Genomic DNA, 23,486 nt, shown 5'->3' on the forward strand with positions numbered 1-23,486 from the left:
GCCGGTTATGATGTAAGGAGAAACCCCTTGGGCAACGCGCGCAATCTCGCCTTCTGGCTGGTGCTGTTTTTGTTGATCCTGGCACTGTTCAATCTGTTCAGCGGTTCGGGCAACACTCTGCAAAGCCGGGCAATCCCGTATTCGGAATTCGTGCAGGCGGTTGATGGCGGCGAGGTGGCCCAAGTCACGCTTGATGGTGAGAACGTTCGCTTCCGTGGGAATGACGGCAATGACTACGTTACAGTCAAGCCGGAAGATGCTGAAATCACGAAGCTTTTGATTGATGCGGGTATTCCGGTCGCTGCTGAATCCCAAGAGCAATCAGGCTTCCAGAGTTTCATCATCACGCTGCTGCCCTTCATCCTGCTGATAGGTGTCTGGATCTATTTCATGAACCGGATGCAAGGCGGCGGCAAAGGCGGTGCGATGGGCTTTGGCAAGTCCCGCGCCAAGCTTTTGACCGAGAAACACGGACGGGTCACATTTGATGATGTGGCGGGAATCGACGAGGCCAAGGAAGAGCTTGAAGAGATCGTAGAGTTCCTGCGCAATCCGCAGAAATTCTCTCGCCTTGGTGGCAAAATTCCCAAAGGTGCGCTTTTGGTTGGACCTCCTGGGACCGGTAAAACGCTTCTTGCGCGGGCGATTGCCGGTGAGGCAGGTGTGCCATTCTTCACCATCTCGGGTTCTGATTTCGTGGAAATGTTTGTCGGTGTTGGCGCAAGCCGCGTGCGCGACATGTTCGAGCAAGCCAAGAAAAACGCACCTTGCATTGTGTTCATCGACGAGATTGATGCGGTGGGTCGCCACCGGGGTGCCGGATATGGTGGCGGCAATGATGAGCGGGAACAGACGCTGAACCAATTGCTTGTTGAGATGGACGGCTTTGAGGCCAACGAAGGTGTGATCATCATCGCGGCTACGAACCGTAAAGATGTGCTTGATCCGGCACTTCTGCGTCCAGGCCGGTTTGACCGTCAGGTCACTGTGCCGAACCCTGATATCAAGGGCCGTGAGAAAATTCTGGCCGTACACGCACGCAAGACGCCGTTGGGTCCGGATGTCGATCTGCGCATCATCGCGCGCGGCTCGCCAGGCTTTTCCGGTGCGGACCTCGCCAACCTCGTGAATGAGGCCGCGTTGATGGCGGCGCGTGTGGGGCGCCGATTCGTAACTATGGAAGACTTCGAGCAAGCCAAGGACAAAGTCATGATGGGCGCAGAGCGCCGGTCGATGGTCCTGACGCCTGAGCAAAAGGAAAAGACCGCGTATCACGAGGCGGGGCACGCCATTGTTGGTCTTGCCTTGCCGCAATGTGACCCGGTCTACAAGGCGACGATCATCCCGCGCGGGGGTGCGCTGGGTATGGTTGTGTCCTTGCCTGAGATTGATCGCCTGAACTGGCATCGTTCTGAATGCGAGGAAAAGCTCGCCATGACGATGGCGGGCAAGGCGGCTGAGATCATCAAGTATGGCGAAGACAATGTCTCAAACGGCCCGGCCGGTGATATTCAGCAAGCCTCTAGTTTGTCGCGCGCCATGGTGCTGCGTTGGGGCATGTCCGACAAGGTTGGTAACGTTGACTACGAACAGGCCCATGAAGGTTATATGGGCAACGGGGCCGGCGGGTTCTCTATCTCTGCAGCGACCAAGGAATTGATCGAAGAAGAGGTCAAGCGCCTGATTGATGACGCGTATGAGACTGCACACAAGATTCTGACCGAGAAGAAAGACGACTGGGAGCGGCTGGCACAGGGGCTCTTGGAATATGAAACCCTGACCGGTGAAGAGATCGAGCGTGTCATTCGGGGCGAGCCGCCAGAGGCAGATGACGATTCCGGTAGTGCACCTTCGGCTGAAGACGACAAACCGTCTCTCACGGCCATTCCCAAAACAAAGCCGCGCTCAGAGCCAAAGAGCGGAGATGGCGGCATGGAGCCCGAACCCTCAGCGTGACGACGACGACTGCAACGACAGATTGGAATCCGGGTGCATATGCCCGGTTCCACGACTTGCGCCTGCGGCCCGGTCTCGATCTGATCAACACGATCACACATCTGGGCACCGGAGATGTCTACGACCTTGGCTGCGGCAATGGCGCTATGGGAGATGCCCTTCGCGCTCTGGCGGGTGGTCGTGCCGTGATCGGCGTTGATGCCAGCCCCTCGATGCTGGAAAAGGCGCGCATGGTCAAAGCCTATAGCAGCGTCAGCCAGGCCGATATTGCCAGCTGGCGCGCACCGCGCAAGCCTGGCCTTATCTTTTCCAACGCGGCACTGCATTGGGTTGGCCACCACGAAAAGCTGATGCCGCAATTGGCCGAGATGCTTGGCAAGGGCGGGACGCTGGCCGTGCAAATGCCGCATCAGAACAAGGCGCCGTCACACCGTGTCTGGCTGGGTTTGGTTGAGGAAATGTTCCCTGGTCGTGTTGAAAAGATGGGCACACCTGGTGTCATGGCGCCTGTGAAATATGAAGAGCTGTTATCTTCCATGGGCCAGTTCAGGCTTTGGGAAACCGAGTATTATCAGCGTCTTGTGGCCGAGTCAGGAAGCCATCCTGTGCGTCGTTTTACCGAAAGCACCTATGCGCGACCTGTTCTGCAGGCGCTTGATGAAGGTGAGAAAACCGCACTGATCAAACGCTACGAAGAGGCAATGCATGCCGCCTATCCGGTGCGTAAAGATGGTTCGGTTCTGTTCCCGTTCCGCCGGATGTTTTTCACTCTGACCATGTGATCTGGATTGAAAACAGGGGCTATGCCTTCAAAACTGGAAGGCAACACCTAAAGACAACTTTTGCACCGGGCCATTGCTAACTGTGTACCTTTGAGAGTTTGGTACGCCGTCTTGGTTGGCCTGAGTGAAGTTGCCATAATCGGTTATGCTATATTCAACGCGCAGTAACCAGTTTTCGTTAAAGAAGCGCTCTGCGCCGATGGCAAGAAGAGGCCCGAAATACAGGTCGTTTCGCATGTAAGCGTCTGAAAGAGTTAGCGCCCCACCATTCACATCGCCGCCAATGTTGCGGATCCTTGCAAATGACACACCGCCTTTGGCATAGAGCAACGTGTCGCCATATACCTGCCCGTACCGTCCAGTGATGTTCCCAGACCATTGAATTTCGACCTGATCGATATCGTTGTCAGCATTGAATGTAAGTTCCGAGCTCAGATCATCGGCAGAGAGGGAGAATTCACCACCATAAACCACTCTTCCAACACGTTTGTTCCATCCAATGAAACCGCTGAGACCAAAACCCTCGTAGGAATGATCGACACGGTTCACGGCTTGGTTCTGGTTAAAGGTAAAGCGATTTCCGATCGTCTTGTTTGTTCCACCTGCGTTATTCAGGGTCGCGCCAGTGTAAAAACCAGACCATTGCCCGTGGTCCACGGGGTCGGCTTGGGCAACTGACACGGCGCAAAGGCATGCGCATACTGGAAGAACGGCCTGTTTAAACATTTGGCTTTGGACTTTACCCAACAGATTTCACCGATTGCTAGCACATCTAGTTCGTACAAGCTCAACCGATAAGGGGAAAAGTCATCGAGAACACATCATCACGTAATTTGATTTGACCACATCATGATAGGCGTCGAAGTTGGTGCAAAACATTCAAAGGAACCAACATGCCCGCGTTATTGCCCACAGATCACTATGCTCGCGTTACCTGGCTTGGGTTCGTCAAAACGCAGGAGGATGGGATCCGGTCTGAGCCGCTGACATCGGTGGATGTCGGTTGGGATGGTGTGCCGGGCGAGTTCCATGGTGGCCGGACGCGACCTTCCTGTGTGCGGGTCAAGGATCAGCACGAAGAAGGCACCGAGATTGCCAATGTACGTCAGTTTTCGGTGCTCTCTGCCGAAGAACTTGCCGATATCTCGAAAGAGGTTGGGTTGGACGAAATGAACCCTGAATGGATGGGGGCCTCAATTGTGGTTGAGGGGATTGACGACTTTACGCACATTCCCCCCTCTTCGCGTTTGCAGTCTGATGAGGGCACGACTTTGGTTATCGATATGGAAAACCGCCCCTGCATCTGGCCCGGCAAGGAGCTTGAGAAAGATCACGAGGGGTACGGCAAACTCTTCAAACCCGCCGCACGTCACAGGCGCGGTGTGACGGCGTGGGTTGAACGACCTGGGCCACTCAGCATAGGGGACACATTGCGCCTGCATGTCCCTGATCAGCGCCCATGGATGCACCATGCAGACTGCCTGACCGGTAAGGCGTACTAAGCTCTTTGCATCTTGGATGTTTTTGCAGCGTCCTAAGCCCTTGGCATTTGCTGTGTTGCGCAATGGATGCCGCCGCCAAGTTCGCCAAGTATATCTGCATTCATCATCACAATCTCCCGTTCTGGGAAGTGTGCCATGAGCGCTTGCCGCGCCTTGGCGTCGGTTTCCGCATCGCCAAATTCCGAGGTGATCACCGCGCCATTGCAAACGTAGTAATTCACGTATGAGGCAACGAAATCATAGCTCTTGACCCGTCTTCGGTTTGGTTCCGGGATGACATCGACATCAAGGCCGCGGGCGATCAGGACGTCATAGGTCTCTATCATGGCGTTGTAGAATGGATCGTCAGGCAGCGGTTCTGGCGGTAAGTTCATCAAAACCCCTCCCGGCCCGGTAAAGCGCGCCAGGGCGTCTATGTGATAATCGGTGATGTCGTAATCTTTAAGGCCGGGCGCCCAGATCATTTTTGAGGCGCCAAAGGCTTGCAGCAAGGCGTTTTCAACGTCCTCGCGGGACCGTCCCGGATTTCGGTTTCGGATCACCCACGAGCTTTCATGCGCCATCAAAAGCCCATGCCCGTCCTGTTCAATGCCTCCGCCTTCGCCTTTGAGAGACGTGTCCAAGAGAGGCAGATTCAAAAGCTCTGCCACGCGAGGGGCAATTTGGCTGTCATGTGCATGCGTCTGCTTGTTTCCCCAGCCATTGAACTTGATGTGCTGGATGACCCTGTTTCCAGCTCCATCAATGGCAAAAATCGGGCCCGAGTCGCGACACCAGAGATCTTCGGTCGGGATGTTCCACAACGTGACGTTGCCAGAAAGGAGGGGGGCGATCTGCGCATGGTGTTCCGCATCGGCCAACATCACAACAGGTTCAAATTCCGCGATGAGGTTCGCGACTTCGGCGATCTTTGCCTGCACAAGTTTAAGAAAGCCGCTGTGTGAATAGACCTTTCTGCTGACGGGCCATTGCATGAAGGTGCATTCATGTGGTGCTTCTTCCGCAGGAACAAAAAACGTTTTGCTTTGGGCCGATGATATTGTCCCTCCAAAACCAAGACCAGCGGCCATACCCTGCAAGAGCGTGCGTCGTTTCACCACGTGCCCTTTCCCAACTCAATCTCACGAAACTCTGCATCGAAATGCTACAAGATCCGGTGTCGAAAGTGTAAGCGATGTTTCCGATATGAAACAAAACCGCGACCTGCCGCCGCATCAGAGACGGGAAATGTCGGATTCCTGACCTCGTATACGAGGGTCTACTTTGTATGGCTAACAGCGAACAGGAGTTGCCGTGCGCGGCCAGAGGGAAATCATCATGAGCTACAAGTCCGACATTGAAATCGCCCGCGAGGCCAAGAAACAGCCGATCCAAGCGGTCGGCGACAAGCTTGGCATTCCGACCGAGCATCTACTGCCCTATGGCCATGACAAGGCGAAGGTGAGCCAGGATTACATCAATTCGGTTCAGAAGAACAAAGATGGCAAGCTCATCCTTGTAACCGCGATCAACCCGACGCCTGCGGGCGAAGGAAAGACGACAACGACCGTGGGTCTGGGCGATGGTCTCAACCGCATCGGCAAGAAGGCGATGATCTGCATTCGCGAGGCGTCGCTTGGCCCGAACTTCGGGATGAAGGGTGGAGCCGCGGGCGGTGGCTATGCGCAGGTTGTGCCGATGGAGGATATGAACCTGCATTTCACGGGCGACTTCCACGCGATCACTTCGGCGCACTCGTTACTCTCGGCGATGATCGACAACCACATCTATTGGGGAAATGAGCAAGAGATTGACGTGCGCCGGGTGCAATGGCGCCGTGTCGTGGACATGAATGATCGTGCCCTGCGTCAGATCAACGTGTCGCTTGGCGGTGTGGCCAATGGCTTCCCGCGCGAGGGCGGGTTTGACATCACGGTGGCATCTGAGGTCATGGCGATCCTGTGCCTGGCCAGAGACCTCAAGGACCTTGAAAAGCGCTTGGGCGATATGATTGTGGCCTACCGCCGCGATCGCACACCGGTTTTCTGCCGTGATATCAAGGCAGAAGGGGCGATGACGGTTCTGCTCAAGGACGCGATGCAGCCCAACCTTGTGCAGACACTAGAAAACAACCCGGCCTTTGTGCATGGCGGCCCGTTCGCCAATATCGCGCATGGCTGTAACTCGGTGATTGCGACGACAACGGCGCTGAAGATTGCCGATTACGTGGTGACCGAAGCGGGCTTTGGAGCGGACCTTGGGGCCGAGAAGTTCATGAACATCAAATGCCGCAAGGCGGGGCTTGCGCCGTCGGCAGTGGTGCTGGTGGCGACCGTGAGGGCGATGAAGATGAATGGCGGTGTGGCTAAGGCCGATCTTGGCGCGGAGAATGTTGATGCGGTCAAGAATGGCTGCCCGAACCTTGGGCGTCACATCGAGAACGTCAAATCCTTTGGTGTGCCGGTCGTTGTGGCGATTAACCACTTTGTCACCGACACCGATGCTGAAGTCCAGGCGGTGAAGGACTATGTGTCTGAGCACGGTGCTGAGGCGGTTGTCTCCAAGCATTGGGAATTTGGCTCGGAAGGGTCTGAGGATCTCGCCAAGAAAGTGGTTGAGGTTGTGGATGCGGGCAATGCCAACTTTGCGCCGATTTATCCTGATGACATGAGCCTCTTTGAAAAGGTCGAGACCATCGCCAAGCGCATCTACCGCGCCGATGAGGTTTTGGCCGACAAGAAAATCCGCGATCAGCTCAAGCTCTGGGAAGAGCAGGGGTACGGCAACCTTCCGGTCTGCATGGCGAAGACACAGTACAGTTTCTCGACTGATCCGAACCTGCGCGGCGCGCCGACAGGCCATTCCGTGCCTGTTCGCGAAGTGCGTCTGAGTGCGGGTGCCGGGTTCGTCGTTGTTGTCTGCGGTGAGATCATGACCATGCCTGGTCTGCCCAGCAAACCGGCGGCCGAGAACATTCATCTCAATGACAGCGGCCAGATTGAAGGGCTGTTTTAATCCATGGCGGGGTGAAACCCCGCCCTACCAAGTTGTGTCGTAGGGCGGGGTTTACCCCGCCTTCCACATGTAAAAAGGAAAGAAGATGACAGCGCAGATCATTGACGGCAAAGCCTTTGCCGGCACCGTTCGGGAAAAAGTCGCAGGCCATGTGGCGCGGTTGAAAGAAGAGCACGGCATCACACCCGGCTTGGCCGTGGTGCTGGTCGGGGAAGACCCCGCTTCTCAGGTTTATGTGCGCTCCAAAGGCAAACAAACTGTCGAGGTGGGCATGAAGTCTGTCGAGCACAAACTGGATGCCGATACGTCCGAAGAGGATCTTCTGGCCGTTGTCGATCAGCTTAACAACGATCCTGATATTCATGGGATTTTGGTGCAGCTGCCCTTACCTGGGCATCTCAACGAGGATCTTGTGATCAACTCAATCGATCCTGCCAAAGATGTCGATGGGTTCCACATCTCCAATGTGGGCCTGTTGGGCACTGGTCAGAAATCTATGGTGCCCTGTACGCCTTTGGGCTGTCTGATGATGCTGCGCGACCATCACGGGTCACTTAGCGGTCTGGATGCTGTGGTTGTGGGACGCTCTAACATTGTGGGCAAACCCATGGCGCAACTCTTGCTCGGCGATAGCTGCACCGTGACGATCGCACATAGCCGGACGAAGGACCTTCCAGATGTTGTGCGTCGCGCCGATATTGTGGTGGCTGCTGTGGGCCGCCCTGAAATGGTCCCCGGTGACTGGATCAAGGAAGGGGCCACCGTCATTGACGTAGGCATCAACCGGATTGAGCGCGACGGCAAGAACAAGCTTGTGGGCGATGTGGACTTTGCCAGCGCGTCCGAACGAGCCGGGGCGATCACGCCCGTGCCGGGCGGTGTGGGGCCTATGACCATTGCTTGTCTGTTGGCCAACACGGTCACTGCTTGCTGCCGTGCCAACGGATTGGCCGAACCTGAGGGTTTGACAGCCTAACTGCGGGAGAGATCGACCGGCACCATGGTGCCGGTCAGCAACGCAATATGACGTTCTTGCCCGTCTTTCACAGCGAACACATCTGACTGGACAACCATCAGCCGTCGCCCTGGACGAATCACGCGCCCTCGCGCAATAAGCGCGTCGCCTTCTCCCGGTGCGAGCAGATTGATCTTCATCTCACTTGTCAAAACTTCGTGATTTTCAGGCAATAAGGTCAATGCAGAGTAGCCAGCTGCACTATCTCCGATCGAAAATGTAAGCCCGGCATGCGCAAAGCCCTGTTGCTGTAAACTGCTGTTTAAAATCGGAGCTTCGATCACTACACAACCCTTTTCGATAAGAGCCAGCTTCGCGCCGAGCGTCTCCATCATCGTTTGCGCAGTAAAACTCTTATTTATCTTTTCAATTACATAAGGGGATATTTCGGGGAGTTTTCCCATTAATTAACTCTACGATACTTGTGCAATTTTAGGTTAGTCTTGTCGGCGGTACGTGTGAACGGAAAATTGTTGAATTTCGAGCGGGTGTGTAGCGAGACGAATGGCGTCTGCAGAAAACATTAAACTGAGCGTTGCCGAAAACCTTCGGATGATGATGTCACCGATTACAGGTGTCGTTTGGCTTTTGACCGTCATCCTTACTGTACTGGCCGGTCCATTCGGAACGTTTGAGAGCATGGAGCTTTCGGCACGCGCGCTGTACTGGATATCTGTCGTATCTCTGGCCTTAGTTTGTGGCTACGTTGTACGTGGTGTCATTCTGGTGATGATCGGGCGTGATCGGCCCGCACTCTTCGATCTCGCAGCCAGTATTGTCGTGACTGTGGTGTTCACCCCCATTCTGGTTCTGATCGGCAGAGGTGTTGAACGCGTGTTGGGTGGTATGCCGCCCGAATTTCCAAATGTTGTCATCTACACGTTTGCTGTGGCTTTCGCCGCCTATGTTTCTCGTCGGGTTGTTGTGCGCGCAGAGGAGTGCACCTACCCGTTTCTCGAAAACGATGACGAACAAAGTGAACCCCGCCTCATGAGTCGATTGAGTCCAGAAATCAGGGGTAAGATCATCCGTATTTCAGGTCAGGATCACCATGTGGAGATTGCAACCTCTGCGGGGTCGGAAACACTTCGTTTGCGTCTGACTGATGCGATTAGTGAAATGGATGAAGTCGAAGGGTATTGCACGCATCGATCGCACTGGGTGGCGCGCGAGGCCATTGTCCAAGTGACGCGTGAGAACAGTCACAAAATCAATATCGTGCTGTCCAATGGAGATGTGGTTCCGGTAAGCCGCAAATATAAACCGTGTTTGGAAGAGGCTGACATCATCTAAAGCGTCCGGCCTTTGACCTGAGACATCAGAAAATGGCAGGGCGCACGCGACACTCATATCTTGCGCTGCATTCGACGCAAAGCTGTGAGTCGGGTTTTGGGTCGAACGCTTTAACCACGCGGCATTGGTGCGGCGCGGGGTGTGGTGCCGGTCAGAACAGCGATTGCTTCGCGTCGCATGAGATCACAAAGAGCTGTGTCATGGCTGCGTAACCCGCCGGTATAGGTGCCGAAGGCGGGCATGATCACACGGTCACTGTCAATCAGAAACGCTGGTCTTGTAATAGCACGACCTCTGACTGGTAAAGTGACCTTTGGATGATAATGCCCTGAGATTTCACCACTTTGCCCTGGCTTTGCGATATGACGAAAGACCAGCGGCGGCAGCGGTAACTCGGACAGATGCGTGCCACCAAGATCCACCGGACCCGGGTCATGGTTACCCTCTATCCAAACCCAGCGACGCCCGGCCTGCAAACGTGCAATCCAGAGCTTCTCGGCCTCACGAAGCGATACGGCCGCTTGTGTGTCGTCAAAACTGTCGCCAAGACAGATCACCGTTCCAGCCCTTGTGATGTCGAGATCACTTTGCAAACGCGACAGGGTGTCGTGGGTTTCATAGGGTGGCAGGATGGCATCGCCCAGCCGCGCGCGGCGCTCAGCCTTGCCCAGATGCATGTCCGAGACGCATAGCAGATTCTGGTCACGCCAATAAAGCGCGCCGGACCCAAGCGCGGTCAGCTGCGCGCCTGCGAGGGTGAAATCATAGCCGTTCATGCTCTGTTCTTGTGGCTTGGGCCCGGGTGATTTGCAAGCTCTAGTTCATCAGACCTGCTGCTTGCATCAAACGTTCGGTTTCTTCTTCCAAGAGACGTTCTTGCGCGACGCCTTCCACCGGGGTGCGCCCTGCCTCCAAAAACAAAGGGGCCGCAAAGGGTGTCACGCGTTCAAGCCGGATCAGGTCTATGCGCCCGTCAATCCGGTCAAGCATGTCATCAATCCGGCCAAAGTCGATCAGACCACGCATCGCTTCGTGCCGAGTGATGTCGAGCAGTAGGTGACCGGGGTCGTATTTTGCCAGCGTGTCGTAGAGGATGTCAGAAGAAAACGTTGCCTGACGCCCGGATTTACGAACCTGCGGCAGGTTACGCTGGATGAGACCGGCAATCGTGGCAGAGGCGCGAAAGGTTCGTTTCATCAAGGCATTACTGGCCAGCCAACGATCCAGCCCCTGTCGCAAAGCGTCCCTGTCAAAGAGCCCTGTTGCGTCTTGCAGCGGCTCCAGCCCCCAAATCAAGGTGGCGTAGTCGGTTGACACAAATCCCATTGGAGCAAGAGCCATTTCCTCCATTCGTTTTGTGATGAGCAAGCCGAGGGTTTGCTGCGCGTTGCGTCCAGCGAACCCATAGATACATACATGCTCGCGCCCATCATGCGGAAAGCTTTCGATCAGGAGCCTTCCGGCTTCGGGCAGCTGAGACATGCTTGCCTGCAAGGCAATCCAGTCCGCAGTATGCGCAGGCAGCGCTGAATGCTCATCACTGGCCAAGAGACGCAGAATACGTTGGCTAAGCTGCGTTGACGTGGCGAACTTGGTGCCGGAAAATACAGCGATCTTGGGTTTGCGCGCCGCATCGCGACTGACTTCGACAGTCATTTCGCGAAGGCCTTCATACTTCACGATCTGCCCGCCAATGAGGAACGTATCTCCAGGCGTGAGAGAGGCAGCAAAGCCTTCTTCGATCTCGCCCAACGGTTTGCCGCCTCGGGCCCGCTTCATACGGACTTTAAGCAGATCGCTGTCCTGAATTGTCCCGATATTCATGCGAATAAGTTTGGCGGTCCTCGGATCGCGCAAGTGCCACAATCCGTCGCGTTCCAGAAGTCTTTGCCACTGATCATAGGCGCGCAGGGCATAGCCACCGGTTGCGCAAAACTCCAGGCATTCGTCGAACTCTGCGCGTGTCAGGTCCGGATAAGCTCCAACAGTTTTGACTTCCTCAAAAAGTGCATTGGCGTCGAATGGGCCGGAACAGGCGCGGATCAGAATATGCTGGCAGAGCACATCACGGGGGCCGGGGCCACGCGCCTCGCCATCAAGATCATGGTCGCGTGCGGCCTCCAACGCGGCGTGGCATTCGATCACTTCAAATCGGTTGGCGGGCACCAAAAGCGCTTTGGACGGGGCATTGTAGCGATGATTGGCGCGGCCGATGCGTTGCACCAGCCGTTTGACGTTTTTAGGCGCGCCCACCTGAATGACGAGATCGACATCGCCCCAGTCAATGCCCAGATCAAGGCTTCCGGTGCAAACCACTGCGCGCAGTTCTCCACGTTGCATCGCGCCTTCCACGCGCTCTCGTTGCGCCCGGTCAAGCGAGCCGTGATGGATGCCGATGGGCAGGGCGTCTTCATTAGCAAGCCATAGGTTATGAAAGAAAATTTCCGCCTGCGCACGCGTGTTGTGAAAGATGAGCGTGATCTTGTGACGTTTGATTTCCTCCAACACGGCCGGAATAGCATAGACCGCACCCCCCAGCCCAGGGAGGAGGTGCGTCAGTATTGAGCATCGCGATTTGTGGTTCTGGACCGGGATCTGCCAGGAGAATTTCGCACGGGTCAGGATGGCGTGCCAAAAGGTGAGCGATGGCTTTGGGGTCTTCCACCGTCGCTGAAAGGCCCACGCGCTTGAGGTCAGGGCAAAGGGCCTGCACCCGGCTCAGCGCCAGCATCAGCTGATCGCCGCGCTTGGACTCTGCAAGGGCATGTATTTCGTCCACAACCACACGTTTCAATCCTGCAAAGATGCGTGGTGCATCCTCATAAGATGTGAGTAATGCAAGGCTTTCTGGCGTTGTCAGAAGGATATGAGGCGGATCGGCCCGTTGTCGTTTCTTACGCGCAGACGAGGTGTCACCCGTGCGGTCCTCAATCCGAATGGGCAGGCCCATCTCTTCGACCGGTGTGGTGAGGTTGCGCCGGATATCGGCGGCCAGGGCTTTCAACGGTGAAATGTAAAGCGTGTGCAGCCCCTCGTGCGGGTTTGAAGCCAGGTCGACCAAGGTCGGCAGAAACCCCGCCAGAGTTTTACCACCTCCCGTGGGCGCAATGAGCAAGAGCGCGGCATCATCGGCGCGGTTCAGCATGTCCTGCTGATGCGGATGGATGTTCCAGCCACGTTTGGCAAACCAAGTCTCAAAGGCAGGGGGCAGGGCGGTCATGTCCCAGAGTTAGGTCAAACCGCCGAACGGGACCACCCCGACCTGATATGAAAAAGCCCCGGAAAAATCCGGAGCTTTTGACATTCGCTACCCCAGGGCAGGCCAGGGTGCGATGGATTACTTAACGATCTTTTCTTCTTTCACGAACATGTTGGCCCAGGCGCGGTCCACCAGTTCGGGGGTCATCTGGTACTCCAGACCTTCGAATTCGCAGATCGAAATCATCTGGTCGATCAGGAAGATCGGCTGATAGTTCGAATAAATGTTGTTGATGGTCGGGTATTTCACCTTGAGCAGATGCAACAACGCCTCTTCGTCCAGCGGCATTTTGCGCTTCTTGGCGACCATGGCAAAGATTTTCAGGAAATCCTGCTGGCTCGGCCCGTCAATCTTGATCTTAAAGAAGATCCGGCGCAGGGCCGCTTGGTCAAAGATCTCATTTGGGTGGAAGTTGGTAGAGAAAATCACCAGCGTGTCGAATGGCACTTCGAATTTCTCACCCGATTGCAGGGCGAGGATGTCTTTGGATTCCTCCAATGGAACAATCCAGCGGTTCACCAGTGCCTGAGGCGGTTCTTGCTGACGACCAAGGTCGTCCACGATGAAGATGCCGCCGCTCGACTTGAGCTGCAAAGGCGCCTGATAGGTTCGCGCGGTTGGATTGTAGACAAGGTCAAGCATGCTGAGTGAGAGCTCACCACCGGTGATCACTGTGGGTCGTTCGCAGCGTACGTAACGTGTGTCGAAAGAACGCGACCGGCGCAATGAGTTAGGATCGTCAACTTCGACCTCTGCCGAAGAGTGAACAATCGGGTCATAAACCGTGATCACCTGACCGGAATACTCGATGGCGCGGGGAATGTAGATCTTGTCGCCCATCGCATCGCGAATACCGTTTGAAATCGAAGATTTACCGTTGCCCGGAGGGCCGTACATCAGAACCGAGCGACCGGCCGATACCGCGGGCCCAAGCTGATCCAGCAGGTCATTGGGAAGCACGAGATGCCCCATAGCACCGGTCAACTCGTCGCGTGAAATCTGAATGTCGCGGATTGACTGGCGTTTCACCTGTTCGCGGTAAACCGAAAGTGGTACGGGCATCGCGCCGAAGTACTCTGACTGCGCGAGTGCGTCCAGCGCGCGGGCCTTGCCGGCATCGGTCAACTGGTATCCCATTTCGTTGCCAGAGTTGGCATTGAGCGTACCGGTTGCCTCCAGCAGACGTTGCTCGCGGGCCATGTCGATCAATTCTTGTGTGACGGCGCGGGGCAAACAGATATTTTCTGCCACGTCTGTGGCGGTGTCCACGTTCTTGCGGAACATCGTTTTGATCAGAATATCCCGCATCATCACGATCGGAAGCTGCATGTCCTTCAGTCCAACCGGAGGGGGAGGAGGCTGAACGCCAGTTGTTGTTTGCATATTCATCGGTTTGGCCTGTCTCTTACCTGCACCACAAAAACGCCCACAAAAGGGGCGAAACATTTACAGACTGTGCCATCCAAACTTGCTGAAATTATGGTGATGCCCGGGCAGGGCTGGGGCAAACGCCTAGAGGATCTACTGACCCCAGATGGCCCCCATGACCAGGTAACAGGCCAAGGTCAAACCAAGTGCCGTTCCGAAGGGTATCGTGAATTTTTGCCCCTTGCCGACGGAGTCTGTGTTCTTGGGGTTTTTCGCAGCCCAGCTGGCCCAGTCGGGCGCAAGCTTGGTCAGAGGAGATTTGTAAACCCCGAGAACCGCCAAGGCAGAGCCGAAACATGCGGCTGCGAGGATGAACAGCACAGTCACGATATCACCGGGGTGCACATAGGGTGCGGCAGCGGCCATAAACTTTACATCGCCAGCCCCCATCTGCCGCGCCATCCAGAGCACGAAGCCATAAGCAAAGGCGGCGCCATAATGCGCAAAACGCCAAAGAAAATCGGTGAAGGGAAGCGTGAAAAATCCAATGATAACAAAGACAAGAAATACGGCCCACACGGTCAAGTTGGTGATCCGCTTGTATTTCATGTCGACGTAGAACGTCAGGATGCAGAGCGGCACGGCAAAGAGCGCGAAAAGAGTGGCCTGAACCGCGTCGATCTGCATCTGAAAGGTCTCGCTTACTTTGCGTTAGCTGGCATCTTCTTCCAGCGCACGCAAGCTGCGAACAGCCGCCTCGAAATGCTGTGGATGGGTGTCAATCGCATCACGCATCAAGCCACGACCAATATTGGTATCGCCTTGTTTGATGGCCGAAAGCCCTAGCGTATACAGCAGCTGCGCGCGTTCAATTTGCGAGGTTTGCAGCACTGGCAATGAATATTTCTTTTGAGCGCCACGGGCCAGGATCAAGTTATTCTTGGCGGTGAAGATCGAGTTGTCTTGCTTGATGGCGTCGGCAAAGAGCCGTTCTGCGCCCTCGTAATCGCCGCGTGTCAGTTTGGAGTAACCCCAGTTGTTCATAACACTGGCTGGTTTCGTTGTCAGGCCCACCGCTGTTTCGTAAAAGCTGTCGGCCTTTTTCCAATCCTGATTGCTGTCTGCGACCATCGCCTCAAGCCGGTAGCGTTTGAAAGTCTCAAATGTCGGTGGAACTGCGTCCAGCACCTGGTCAGCGCGTTCCCAATCATTGTTGCGGATAAGAGCATCTGCAAAATCCACCCGATCATCATTGGTGGCATCCTTGTGCTCGCTCACACGCTTCCAAGCAGCAACAGCTTCTGTGTTGCGCTTTGCGCGTACCAGTGATTTTGCCAGGCCGCGTTGAATGTCGACCCTGTCAGGATTGCTCGCAAGCGTGCGTTGGAAATACTCAACCCCTTCGTTGGGGTCAGCCACGTTCAGCATCACCTCATTGAGATTGGTTTCATCCACAACATTGATGTCAGAAAGCGCGCGTTCGACATCAGAAGTAGACTGTTGATCGCATGCGGAGAGTACAAAAGCACCTGCAACACAGATGCCTACAAAGATGGGATGGCGCATTTTTTGCGTCCTTTTACTGCCTTCGCCTCATTCCGGTGTTTTGCGGATCAAATAGTCGCTGCCTCCGCGCCGCACCAGTTTATAGTCTTGTTTTTGTTGTTCTTCGTCCGCACTATAAGTCGGGTTTTCGGTTTTTGCGAGAACTAACCGCAAATTGTCGCGAATTGCGTCACTTTCGCCATTATCGAGGGCAAAAGCACGCTTAAAGTGCTGTACTGCTTCGGCATTTTCACCTTTTTCAAGGAGCAAAACGCCCAAATTGTTCCAGATTTCAGGACTTCTTTCGTCTTTTTCCAGGGCTTCGCGCAAAATCTTTTCGGCCGTTCCAAGCCGTCCCAGTCCGAGGTTGGCTGCCCCTAAACCGGCCAGAACGTCGGCGCTCAACCCCTCATCCACGGCGGCGCGGTTGAAGGCATCAATGGCGAGCTCATATTGACCTGCGTCCAAAAGACGATTGCCTACGACAATTCCGTCTACCGCTGCCTCGTTACGTGCCACGCCTGGCGCAAAAGGGTTGTCATCTTCACGCGAAACGCTCTGGCTGCACCCAGCAGCCAGAGCGAGAGATATTAAAAGCCAAGCACCTGCCCGTGCCATGTAGCCTCACTTGTTTTTGTCAATTGACCCCTGTGCCCATTGCGAACAGTTCCATGATACCGAGTACCGAGGGGCCAACCAGAATGATTAGCAATGGGGGAACCGTAAGCATCATTGTGGCCAATGTCATCTTTGTTGGCAGCTGGTTGGCTTTTTCTTCCGCGCGCATGACCCGTTTGTCACGCATCTCCGCGGCATAGACCCGAAGTGCGTCAGCCACAGACGTACCAAAGCTTTGAGATTGCACAAGAACTGTCACAAAGCTTGAGATGTCCATCACGCCACAGCGCTCGGCCATTTCGTTGAGCACCGAGGGTTTATCCCGACCGGCTTTGATCTGATGTGCAACGATTTCGTACTCATCAGCCAGCGCGGGGTAGGACACCCTGATTTCGTTGGCAACGCGAATGATCGACTGGTCCAAGGACTGACCGGCTTCGACACATGTCAGCATCATATCAAGGCTGTCCGGAAATCCGTCGGTGATTTCCTCTTGCCGCTGTTGCAGACGTTTGGTGACCCAATACTTGGGGAAAAGATACCCTGCGCCACCCGGACCAAGGATATAGAGAATGGTCTGTTGCGTTGTTGTGTCGTCGTTTCCGGCGACAAATAGCACAAAGTAGAGAACGCCAAGGATCAGGAAACCGATACCAAAGGCAAATTGTGCGAAATGGTAATACCGGATTGCATCACGATCGCGGTAGCCCGCCTGCATTAGCGTCAGGCGAATTTGGCTCAGTGACTTTTCATCCTTCGGTTCAAGGAAGTTGGCGTATTTGTCCAGCTTCTCATTGCGGCGTCCTGTCCGCAGACGTTTTTTCTCAGCCTCGGGTTCAACACCTGAACGCGATGCTTTTTTGATTTTATCAAGCGGGTCTTTGGATTCCCGAATAAGAATTGGGATGGTGAGCAGCACCAGAATAAGACCCAGAGTGCCAACCGCGATGAGCGGGCCGAACGGACCAAGCGCGTCGGTCGCTGTTTGCATCAAGCTGTCAATCATTTCCCTGCTCCCTCACACTTTGATGTTCACAAGTGCGCGCATCACGATCAGGTTCGTGATCAAGAATGCGCCCACAATTAAACATGCCGGGATAAAGTAAGGGTGCTCCATCGCCTCATCATAGTAGTCCGGCTTGATAAGCTGGATCCCGATGAGGGCCAGAATGGGGAAACCCGAGAGGAACTTACCAGACCATTTCGCCTCAGCCGTAATGGCTTTTACCCGGCGAAACAGACGGAAGCGCGCTCGGATCACCTTGGCCAGACCATCCAGGATTTCAGCGAGGTTACCACCTGATTGCTGTTGGATGGTCACGGCCACGGCAAGAAAGCGCAAATCCTGCATATCGATGCGCTCTGCCATATCCTTAAGGGCTTCACCCATGTCGCGACCATAAGCAGCCTCGTCCGCGATCACGCCGAATTCGGTCGCCAATGGGTCTGCAACCTCGTCTGAGACAATTGCAATTGCCGACGAAAACGGATGGCCCACACGCAAGCTTCTGTACCATCAATTCGATGGCATCAGGCAGCTGCTCTTCCAGCAAAGCCATGCGTTTGTTGGCTTTCATGTTGATCCAGGTAAAGACGCCTCCGACGCCCATCGCGGCTGAGACGACGACGCGCACTGCAAACGGTGTTGCGGTACCGACGGAAAGCCCGACAAACGCCAAAAAGCTCAGGCCAATCATCAGAAAGACCAGTTGTTTTGGTGTAAAGGCAATTGCCGCTTTCTGCGCCTTGTTCGACAGGATCGAATAAAGCGGGATTTTCCGCGCTTTGAGATGTTGTTCCATCTCCTTGCGCAGCTTTTCCATAACCTCTTCGCGATTGCCGCTCTTGTCGAGCATCTCCAGTCGCCGGTTGACCCGGTTGTTGAGGCTGATCGATCGGCCAAAAACGGTCAGGTAAAGGCCCTCGACAAGAACCAGAACACCGATAAAGATCAGACCATAAATAATTGGTTCTGCACTGATAGACATGCCCGTTACTCCGCGGCGATGGGTTCGTAGATGCTTGGCGGGAGGTCGTACCCCCACAAGCGGAACCGTTCGGAAAAGTTGGACCGCACACCGGTGCCGGTGAAATGGCCCATGATTTTGTTGTCAGCAGTCAAGCCAACGCGTTGAAAGCGAAAGATTTCCTGCATGGAAATCACGTCACCTTCCATACCGGTGATCTCGGTGATCGATGTCATCCGACGCGAGCCATCCTGAAGACGGCTGGCTTGCACAAGAAGGTTCACAGCCGAGGCGATCTGAGAGCGGACCGCTTTCAGCGGCATTTCGATCCCGGCCATGGCGACCATGTTTTCCAGACGGCTGATGCCATCACGCGGGTTGTTGGCGTGGATCGTGGTCATCGAACCGTCGTGGCCGGTGTTCATGGCCTGCAACATGTCGATGACTTCCTCGCCCCGCGTCTCCCCCACGATGATCCGGTCAGGACGCATCCGAAGCGCGTTTTTCAGGCAATCGCGCGGGCTAACCTCGCCTTTGCCTTCCACGTTGGGGGGCGGCTTTCCATCCGGCCCACATGGGTCTGTTGCAGCTGAAGTTCCGCCGTATCCTCGATGGTCAGGATGCGTTCGGCATTGTCAATGAACGAGCTCAGAGCGTTGAGTGTGGTTGTTTTACCCGAACCCGTACCGCCCGAGACGATCACATTGAGGCGGGTTGCCACAGCGGCCTGGAGATAGGCGGCCATCTCTTCGGAGAAGGCGCCGAAATTCACCAGGTCATCGATGCCCAGCTTGTCCTTTTTGAATTTCCGAATCGAGACGAGCGAGCCATCCACCGCGATGGGCGGCACCATGGCGTTGAAACGCGAGCCATCCTGCAAACGGGCGTCCACATATGGGTTGGATTCATCGACACGCCGACCCACGGCCGAAACAATTTTGTCGATGATGCGCAGTAGGTGCTTTTCATCTTTAAACGTCGTGTCGGTCAGCTCCAGTTTACCAGCGCGTTCCACAAACACCTGTTGGGGGCCGTTGACCAGAATATCGTTGACTGTTTCGTCCTTGAGCAAAGGCTCAAGCGGTCCAAGACCACGGACCTCGTCATAAAGTTCCTGCGTCAGGGTGGTGCGATCTTCGCGATTGAGAACGATATTGCGTTCTTCCAGAGCTTCACCGGCAATCGAGCTGATCTCCGAGCGCAGGTCTGCTTCGCTGGCCCCTTCGAGCGCGCCGAGGTTGAGGTTATCCAAAAGTGAGCGATGCAGCTCAATCTTGATCTCGCCAAGGCGCTCTTTGCGCTTGCGTTCCTTGTCCTGCGGCGCGTCTGGCACCTGAGCTGCCGGTAAAGGTTTGCGAAGCGACGAGGATTTCGGCGCTTCGTTGACTGGTACGGTTTTTGGGGCATCTGCGGGTGTGGCTTTGTTGGCCTTGGCCGCATTGGCCGGATCATCTGGTTTCTTGTAACGCGAAAACATTTAAGTTGGTCCTTTTACGCGGCTTCCTCGGCATCGGTCTTGCCGATCTCATGCAATGAGTGTGCGAGTTTTGCGATTTCCTTGCGCAGCGGGTTTTTGGCTGCAGCTATGGCAAGTGGCTGACCGTGGTCTCCAGCCTGCATAACTTGTTTGCCACCGTCAGGCAGATGCACTTCGATGCTGATTTCCAGCCCCTCGGCCATCCGTTTGATGCGGCTTTTACCGCTGAGGTCAGTGAACTTGGGAGCACGGTTTAAGCAAAACCGCAGTTTTTCAATTGGCAGTTCTTCGGATTTTAACGCGCGCTTGAGGCGCAGCGCATTCTGCGCAGACCGCATATCCAGTTCGAGCGTCGTGAAGTAAATCTGGGCGGCGTTGAGAACAGTCTCGGTCCACTGCACCAACGTGTTAGGCATATCAATGATAACGTAGTCAAATTTCGCTCGCGCGAAATCGACAACCTTTTGCACGTCCTCCGGTGTGATCATATCAAGTGGAAGAATGTCGGCAGGGGCGGTTAGAACCCAAAGTTTTTCCTCAAACGAGACAAGCGCCTGTTTGAACATGTCTTCATCCATAGACTCGGTGTCTGTCCACATTTCGTAGACGACGTCACGCCGGGGCAGATCGAGATAGGTCGCGGCAGAGCCGGTCTGTAAACCGAGATCGATCAGGCAGACGCGTGGCCCGTTTTCCTTTTCGACAGTGGCCAACTCCCAGGCGAGATTTACGGCAAGTGTTGTCCCACCGGCGCCGCCAGCCAAAGCTTGCGTGGCAAGCACAACACCATCTGCCGGCGCATTGTCACCGGCAAAGACAGCGTTCGCCATATTTGCGGCAGCTTGTTTGCGTTGGCGCAAACGTTCAATGGCTGCTTCCAATTCGTTTTCAGGCAAAGGGTAGGGGACGAATTCATCGGCCCCCTGGCGCAACAGATGATGCAGTGACGCCGGACTGACGTCTTCGGCGATAAGAATGACTTTGATACTGCGCGCGCTGGCCAGCGAGATGATTTCGCTGAGAACGCTCAGATCATCTTCGTCGCTTTCGTCGATGGCCAGTGCGACGAATTCAAGCGCCTCGGCATCTGGCTGATTGAAAAAGGCAAGTGCCTCGGAAAACCCCAGATCCCCCCAGCTTTCACCCAAAATCGCTTCCATGTCTTCAATAAGAAGATCGAATTCCTGCACGTCACGGCTAATGGTACACGCCGTGATCGGGCTGGATTCGGTTTTTGACTGCGCACTACTCATCTCAGTTCGGTCCCGTAGCTTTGCCGCGGCGTATAATCCGCCGAAACCATTGTTATTTGCTCCAAAGCATGGACTTGTAGAGAAACCCCACACTCCGGACAGCATGAAACTGTCAAATAATCTGGGCGACATTTAGGCCAAAAAACCGTAATTGTGCGGTATAAAGCGACAAAAAAACCCGCCGAAGTGGCGGGTTTTAGGTGGCCCGGCTTGCGCCGGACAGGGAGAATTAGCTTTTATTGAGCATCGCCTGTCAGGGATGCGCCTTCTGTGACGATGATAATATTTGACGCAGGCTCGCCACTCAAAATGTACTCGCGTTGAATGACCGCAGCGTATTTGCCATCGATGGTGGCGGGATTCGACTCTACAAAACCTGACACTTCAGTCACTGTGCGGCGGTTCTTGCGCTCACGCCCTTGCGTGACAACCAGGGGCTGGGTTTCCCCAAATGACGCAACAGCTTCCAACCTGCTGCGGCTGATGCCCTGTGACACAAGGAAATTTACCACCGCATTGGCGCGGCGTTGGCCAAGGCTTTTGTTGTACCCAGGTGAGCCAACGAGGTCAGTATGCCCATAAACGCGGAAGCGCACCTCTGGGAATTGCCGGATCCAGTTGGCCTGTTTGCGCAGGGCTTGTTGTGCGTTGGCGTCTAGCGTCGTTGAGTCGAAGCCGAAGGTCACTGTGCTTGGCACGTCGCTGGCAAACTTATTTGTCAGGTCGATGACAAAGTTACGATTGCCTCCGTTAACCGCCGCATTGTGCGCAGTTGGGTTGCCAAAGTTACCACCGTCAATCAGATTGCCGGCTTCTCCAAAATAGGACCGATACACCTGGCCTTGTTTGGAACATGCCGTCAGAGCCAGTACCGATGCAGCGAGAAGAAGATATTTCATTGTGCTGCCCTCCTTAATCCATCACGTAGCCGTAGGACCCGTTAAAGTCCTGTTGAGCGACTTCGCCCGCGCCACTATTATCTTCGCCGGGGTTGATTGCGACACGACCGTTCAGGAAGAGATCCTTTTCGGTTGGAAGTTTGACCCGATCTGTCGGCAAGATGAACGCGTCTCCTTTCGTGGGGGAGACAAGATGCGCAGAGACAATGATCACCAGTTCAGATTGAGACCGCTGAAAGCTTGTGCTGCGAAAAAGAGTGCCCAAAATCGGGATGTCGCCCAACCACGGAATTTGCGCGTTCGTGTCGCTGAAGTCGTCTTGCAAAAGACCCGCGATTGCAAAGCTTTCACCATCGCGCATGACGACAGTTGTGCTTGCTTCGCGACGGCTGAACGCATCAATATCAAACCCAGCGGCCTGAATGCCGTTTGCAGGATCGAGAGATGACACCGCAGTTCCCAGTTCAAGATTGATTATGCCGTCGCCCACAACGCGCGGCGTGAAGTTCAACTCGACGCCGAAGGGGCGAAACTCGATACCAATTCCGTCGTCGTCTTGAATTGGGATTGGTACTTCACCGCCCGCAAGGAAATAGGCTTCTTGCCCTGACAAGGTCGTCAGGTTGGGTTCGGCAAGTGTGCGCACGAGGCCTTTGTTTTCAAGTGCTTCGAGTACCACATCAAATGCAACGGATCCGAGGTCAAAGCCAAAGTCGAGAACTCCCAACGAGCCAGTTGCGACTTCGAAGGCGTTGCCGTTTGATGTGGTCGATGTCGCTCCAGGCGCCAAAAATGACCCAGTCTCTCCACCAGTTTCATTACCCTGGAAGAGGAACGATCCGTTCAAACCTTTGGAAATTGAGCGCTGCATTTCTGCGAAGCGGACCTTCAGCATAACTTGCTGGGATCCCGCGACGTTCATCAGGTTGGATACGCGGTCTGGTGCATAGCGTTGTGCGAGTGCAAGCGCGCGATCCATGCGCGTCGTGCTCGACACAATCCCTGAAAGCACGATGCCATCATTCGCAGTGCGTACTTCAATGCGCTCACCTGGCAGGATTTGTTGCAGCCGTTCTTTGAACTCCGCAACGTCTGGGCTCACATGAACCTCGACATTGGTGATCAAACGACCGGTTGCATCCAACAGTGTGAGTGTTGTCCGGCCAGGTGTCTTACCCAAAAGATAGACAGTTCTGTCAGACAACGTTGAAAAGTCAGCAATGGCCGGGTTGGCGATGCTCAATTCCGCAAAGGGAACTTCACTTTCAACAACCACAGCGCGGTTCATGTCGACTTTGAGATTTTGGTTGGTGCCTTTACGCACAACCGTAACTGTTTCGGAAACGGCAACCCCTGGAACCATGGCAAACGCCACAGCACAGCCCAAGAGGGCCGCTTTCAACAAGCGTAAATATTTCATGTGACCTGCCCTTTCGATCACGCCTCTGGAAACGGGTCTTGTTGCCCGCGTATGAGCAGGACACTGGGGCAATTCGGATTTTATTGCAAGAATCAAAGGTTTTTATTTCGCAGCTACCGTGGTTTTCGGGGGACAGTT

At 54.9% G+C, this 23,486-nt stretch carries 18 protein-coding genes and 3 pseudogenes; 6 read left to right on the forward strand and 15 right to left on the reverse strand.

What is annotated here, in order from left to right; all coding sequences use genetic code 11:
• Positions 1–27: 27 nt before the first annotated feature.
• Positions 28–1,956: an ATP-dependent zinc metalloprotease FtsH gene (gene ftsH, locus RZS32_RS12235; protein WP_339106648.1), complete on the forward strand. Its 1,929-nt coding sequence runs from the start codon at positions 28–30 to the stop codon at positions 1,954–1,956.
• A 101-nt stretch (positions 1,957–2,057) separates the two neighbouring features.
• Complete coding sequence (locus RZS32_RS12240; protein ID WP_422395968.1) at positions 2,058–2,738, forward strand: methyltransferase domain-containing protein; 681 nt, start codon at positions 2,058–2,060, stop codon at positions 2,736–2,738.
• Between the two features lie 27 nt (positions 2,739–2,765).
• Here RZS32_RS12240 and RZS32_RS12245 read toward each other — a convergent pair whose 3' ends face one another.
• Complete coding sequence (locus tag RZS32_RS12245) at positions 2,766–3,464, reverse strand: outer membrane protein (RefSeq protein ID WP_317057256.1); 699 nt, start codon at positions 3,462–3,464, stop codon at positions 2,766–2,768.
• A gap of 167 nt (positions 3,465–3,631) precedes the next feature.
• On the opposite strand from RZS32_RS12245, the gene RZS32_RS12250 reads away from it, so the two are divergent.
• On the forward strand, positions 3,632–4,240 hold the full coding sequence (locus RZS32_RS12250; RefSeq protein ID WP_317057257.1) for an MOSC domain-containing protein: 609 nt from the start codon (positions 3,632–3,634) through the stop codon (positions 4,238–4,240).
• Positions 4,241–4,272: 32 nt separating this feature from the next.
• On the opposite strand, the gene RZS32_RS12255 is transcribed toward RZS32_RS12250, so the two are convergent.
• Positions 4,273–5,337, reverse strand: coding sequence for an agmatine deiminase family protein (locus tag RZS32_RS12255; RefSeq protein ID WP_317057258.1), 1,065 nt, complete (start codon positions 5,335–5,337; stop codon positions 4,273–4,275).
• Between the two features lie 220 nt (positions 5,338–5,557).
• Here RZS32_RS12255 and RZS32_RS12260 point away from each other — a divergent pair, with 220 nt between their 5' ends.
• Together RZS32_RS12260 and folD are read left to right on the forward strand one after the other, a co-directional pair.
• Positions 5,558–7,234: a formate--tetrahydrofolate ligase gene (locus RZS32_RS12260; protein WP_317057259.1), complete on the forward strand. Its 1,677-nt coding sequence runs from the start codon at positions 5,558–5,560 to the stop codon at positions 7,232–7,234.
• A gap of 85 nt (positions 7,235–7,319) precedes the next feature.
• The gene (gene folD / locus RZS32_RS12265) at positions 7,320–8,210 is read left to right on the forward strand and encodes a bifunctional methylenetetrahydrofolate dehydrogenase/methenyltetrahydrofolate cyclohydrolase FolD (protein WP_317057260.1); all 891 of its coding nucleotides are present in this window, start codon (positions 7,320–7,322) and stop codon (positions 8,208–8,210) included.
• Here the strand turns inward: folD and RZS32_RS12270 are convergent.
• Positions 8,207–8,653, reverse strand: coding sequence for a PaaI family thioesterase (locus RZS32_RS12270; protein WP_317057261.1), 447 nt, complete (start codon positions 8,651–8,653; stop codon positions 8,207–8,209). The genes folD and RZS32_RS12270 overlap by 4 nt on opposite strands.
• A 100-nt stretch (positions 8,654–8,753) precedes the next feature.
• On the opposite strand from RZS32_RS12270, the gene RZS32_RS12275 reads away from it, so the two are divergent.
• A complete protein-coding gene (locus RZS32_RS12275) occupies positions 8,754–9,542 on the forward strand; it encodes a LytTR family DNA-binding domain-containing protein (RefSeq protein ID WP_339106649.1) in 789 nt (262 codons plus the stop codon).
• Between the two features lie 110 nt (positions 9,543–9,652).
• On the opposite strand, the gene pdeM is transcribed toward RZS32_RS12275, so the two are convergent.
• From pdeM to RZS32_RS12335, 12 genes and pseudogenes are all read right to left on the reverse strand, one after another.
• Positions 9,653–10,318, reverse strand: a complete 666-nt coding sequence (pdeM, locus tag RZS32_RS12280) for a ligase-associated DNA damage response endonuclease PdeM (RefSeq protein WP_317057263.1) — start codon at positions 10,316–10,318, stop codon at positions 9,653–9,655.
• A gap of 40 nt (positions 10,319–10,358) precedes the next feature.
• Positions 10,359–12,762 (reverse strand): annotated as a pseudogene (locus RZS32_RS12285) (ligase-associated DNA damage response DEXH box helicase).
• A gap of 117 nt (positions 12,763–12,879) precedes the next feature.
• Positions 12,880–14,190: an ATPase gene (locus RZS32_RS12290; RefSeq protein WP_317057264.1), complete on the reverse strand. Its 1,311-nt coding sequence runs from the start codon at positions 14,188–14,190 to the stop codon at positions 12,880–12,882.
• A gap of 132 nt (positions 14,191–14,322) precedes the next feature.
• Complete coding sequence (locus RZS32_RS12295; protein ID WP_317057265.1) at positions 14,323–14,856, reverse strand: A24 family peptidase; 534 nt, start codon at positions 14,854–14,856, stop codon at positions 14,323–14,325.
• Positions 14,857–14,880: 24 nt separating this feature from the next.
• Entirely contained in the window at positions 14,881–15,735 is an 855-nt protein-coding gene (locus RZS32_RS12300; protein WP_317057266.1) for a tetratricopeptide repeat protein, read from the reverse strand.
• 27 nt (positions 15,736–15,762) lie between these two features.
• A complete protein-coding gene (locus tag RZS32_RS12305; protein ID WP_317057267.1) occupies positions 15,763–16,233 on the reverse strand; it encodes a tetratricopeptide repeat protein in 471 nt (156 codons plus the stop codon).
• Between the two features lie 118 nt (positions 16,234–16,351).
• On the reverse strand, positions 16,352–17,338 hold the full coding sequence (locus tag RZS32_RS12310; RefSeq protein WP_317057268.1) for a type II secretion system F family protein: 987 nt from the start codon (positions 17,336–17,338) through the stop codon (positions 16,352–16,354).
• Between the two features lie 12 nt (positions 17,339–17,350).
• Positions 17,351–18,320, reverse strand: a pseudogene (locus RZS32_RS12315) (type II secretion system F family protein).
• 5 nt (positions 18,321–18,325) lie between these two features.
• Positions 18,326–19,776, reverse strand: a pseudogene (locus RZS32_RS12320) (CpaF family protein).
• Positions 19,777–19,790: 14 nt separating this feature from the next.
• A complete protein-coding gene (locus RZS32_RS12325; protein WP_317057269.1) occupies positions 19,791–21,029 on the reverse strand; it encodes an AAA family ATPase in 1,239 nt (412 codons plus the stop codon).
• A 236-nt stretch (positions 21,030–21,265) separates the two neighbouring features.
• Complete coding sequence (locus RZS32_RS12330; RefSeq protein ID WP_317057270.1) at positions 21,266–21,928, reverse strand: OmpA family protein; 663 nt, start codon at positions 21,926–21,928, stop codon at positions 21,266–21,268.
• Positions 21,929–21,941: 13 nt separating this feature from the next.
• Positions 21,942–23,348: a type II and III secretion system protein family protein gene (locus RZS32_RS12335; protein WP_317057271.1), complete on the reverse strand. Its 1,407-nt coding sequence runs from the start codon at positions 23,346–23,348 to the stop codon at positions 21,942–21,944.
• Positions 23,349–23,486: the final 138 nt, after the last annotated feature.

Origin of the sequence: Roseovarius sp. W115 (assembly GCF_032842945.2) — a bacterium.
Classification (GTDB): Bacteria; Pseudomonadota; Alphaproteobacteria; order Rhodobacterales; family Rhodobacteraceae; genus Roseovarius; species Roseovarius rhodophyticola.